Below are 2,424 nucleotides of genomic sequence, written 5' to 3'. Positions count from 1 at the left end.
CGTCATCGCGGAGGGCCGGCTCGTCAACCTCGCCGCGCCCATCGCCCTCGGCCACCCGGTCGAGGTGATGGACCAGAGCTTCGGCGTCCAAGCGGTCGTCGTCCGCGAACTGGCCGCCAACGGCGACGCGTACGACGCCGGCGTCCACGACGTGCCCGACGAGCTCGACCGCGAGGTCGCGGACATCAAGCTCGCCGCCGAGGGCGTCGAGTACGACGCCCTCAGCGACGAGCAGCGCGAGTACATGGGCAGCTGGGAGCACGGGACGTAAGCGTTCAGCGCCGATCCCTGAGAAAAGCCTTTGTGAGTCTGCATACAACCGTATGCACATGTCGAAAAGCATCCGCCTCTCCGAGGAGGCCTACGACCGGCTCGCCGCTCACAAGCGAGATGACGAGACGTTCTCCGACGTCGTTCTCCGGCTCGCCGGCGAGCGATCGCTGCTGGAACTTGCTGGGGTTCTGAGCGACGACGAAGCCGACGCGCTCCGTGAAGCCGTCGAGGAGCGGCGTAATCGACGCGCCGCCGAGCTAGAGGACACCGCCGACCGGCTTCGGGAGGCGTAGCGTGCTGCTGGACACGTCGTTCCTCATCGACTTGATGAACGGAGACGAGGATGCCGTGGAAAAGGCTCGGGAACTGGAGACGGAACTGATCCAGCAGCGCATCTCCTCAATGACGCTGTTCGAGCTGTACTACGGTATCGCCCGAGCGACCGAGTCAGAGGACGAGCGTCAAAAGGTCGAGAATATTCTCGCCTCGAAGCCGGTCCATCCGGCCGACACCGCCGTCATGCGGAAGGCCGGCCGACTCGCAGGTGAGCTACAGAACGAAGGGACGCCTGTGGGCGACGGCGACGTGATCATCGCCGCCACTGCCGAGGTCGTCGATGAACCGGTCCTGACCCGAAACGTCGACGACTTCGAGCGACTAGACGTCGAGATCGAACGCTACTGAGGACAGAATTTCGACACTGAACACGCTTCACAGATCCACACGGTGCCGTGAGCGGCTGTGACGGCGTCAACGGGCGCACGAAGCGGTTGGATCGGCGCGATGGCAACGGGTCGACCCGTTTTTGTGCCGCGCGACCGTACCGATCCCATGAACCTGACCGCGGTGTTACACACCGGGTTCGGCGTATCAGTTCTGGCCGGAATCCTCGTCTCGGACACGACGCTCCGCGTCGCCGCCTTCGCGCTCGGCGTCGTCCTCTTCGTCGCCGGCGTCGCCGTGTCGCGGCGCGGCGACTGAGCGCGACTGACCCGGCGCGTACCCTTTTTCAGCCGCAACCGCCTACGAACCTCAGTGACAGTCACGAGCCTCCACGACCCGAGCCACCGCGAGGCCCTCTGGGAGCTGGAGGACGCCTTCGAGCGCGGCGACCTCGTCAGCGCCTTCGGCACCTGTACGGTCTCCTACGAGGGCCGCGCCGCCTCGGACCTGGGCGCCGGCGACCGGCTACTCGTGTTGAAGCCCGACGGCGCGGCCTTAGTCCACACCGACGAGGGGCGCCAGCCGGTCAACTGGCAGCCGCCGGGGTCAGAACACCGCGCCGCGGTGCGCGAGGGGCGACTCCGCGTGCGCTCGACCCGAAGCGGCCCCGACGAGACGCTGACGGTCCGCTTTTCCGACGTCCATCAGCTCTCCGCGATGGCCGTGACGGGCGGTCGCGACCTCACCCTCCACGGCAGCGAGGAGGACCTCCGGACCCGAATCTTGGAACGCCCCGACCTCGTCGAGCCGGGGTTCGAGCCGCGGGAGACGGAGCGACCCTCCAGCGCCGGCCCGATGGACGTCTTCGGCGTCGACGCCGACGGCACGCCGGTCGTCGTCGAGCTGAAGCGCCGCCGGGTCGGCCCCGACGCCGTGGGACAGCTCGCGCGATACGTGCGGGCGCTGCGGGAGGAACTGGGAATCGAGGAGCCCGCTGAAGGCCGCGAGAGCAGCCGAGACGACTCTCTCGCCGTCCGCGGAGTCCTCGTCGCGCCGTCGGTCACCGACCGGGCCGCGGAGCGTCTCGCGGACCGCGGGTTCGATCACGTCGCGCTCGAACCGACCCCAGAAGAGTGAGCCGCGACTGGAAGAGTGACCCGAGCGGCGTGCCAACGCGGACCGCGATTCGAGGCGGAACGCCGGCGCTGGCTCCCGAGGGGCCGACGGAGGCGCCTCGCTATCGAAGGGTTTATCGCCGCAGCGCGGGCTACATCGGACAAGTAGCCATGTCTGACAAACCCGCCTCTATGTATCGGACGATCGACAAGCCGTCGTACACCCGCCGGGAGTACATCACGGGCATCCCCGGCTCGAAGATCGCCCAGCACAACATGGGCGACCTCTCCGCGGAGCCGGACGACTACCCCGTCCAGATCAGCCTCCGCGTCGAGGAGGAGCTCCAGGTCCGACACGGGTCGCTGGAGAGCG

General features: G+C 67.8%; 5 protein-coding genes and 1 pseudogene. All 6 read left to right on the top strand.

The window, feature by feature from the left end; translation table 11 throughout:
- The coding region (locus B9G38_RS16120) for an adenosylhomocysteinase (RefSeq protein WP_198945725.1) at positions 1-271 on the top strand (271 nt) is incomplete at its 5' end.
- 58 nt (positions 272-329) lie between these two features.
- Positions 330-566, top strand: a complete 237-nt coding sequence (locus B9G38_RS16115; protein WP_086221053.1) for an antitoxin VapB family protein — start codon at positions 330-332, stop codon at positions 564-566.
- A 1-nt stretch (position 567) separates the two neighbouring features.
- Entirely contained in the window at positions 568-957 is a 390-nt protein-coding gene (locus B9G38_RS16110; protein ID WP_086221052.1) for a type II toxin-antitoxin system VapC family toxin, read from the top strand.
- A gap of 147 nt (positions 958-1,104) precedes the next feature.
- The gene (locus tag B9G38_RS18430; protein WP_198945724.1) at positions 1,105-1,254 is read left to right on the top strand and encodes a hypothetical protein; all 150 of its coding nucleotides are present in this window, start codon (positions 1,105-1,107) and stop codon (positions 1,252-1,254) included.
- Positions 1,255-1,308: 54 nt separating this feature from the next.
- Entirely contained in the window at positions 1,309-2,073 is a 765-nt protein-coding gene (gene nucS / locus B9G38_RS16105) for an endonuclease NucS (protein WP_086221051.1), read from the top strand.
- 149 nt (positions 2,074-2,222) lie between these two features.
- Positions 2,223-2,424: pseudogene (rpl10e, locus tag B9G38_RS16100) on the top strand (50S ribosomal protein L16); the annotation flags it as partial.

The sequence above is a fragment of the Halorubrum sp. SD612 genome, assembly GCF_002135005.1.
This window is presented reverse-complemented; position numbering and strand designations above follow the sequence as displayed.

Excerpts from the sequence above, each read along its gene's own strand:
- B9G38_RS16115 (WP_086221053.1), top strand. The coding sequence starts at position 330 with ATGTCGAAAAGCATCCGCCTCTCCGAGGAGGCCTACGACCGGCTCGCC.
- B9G38_RS18430 (WP_198945724.1), top strand. The coding sequence starts at position 1,105 with ATGAACCTGACCGCGGTGTTACACACCGGGTTCGGCGTATCAGTTCTG.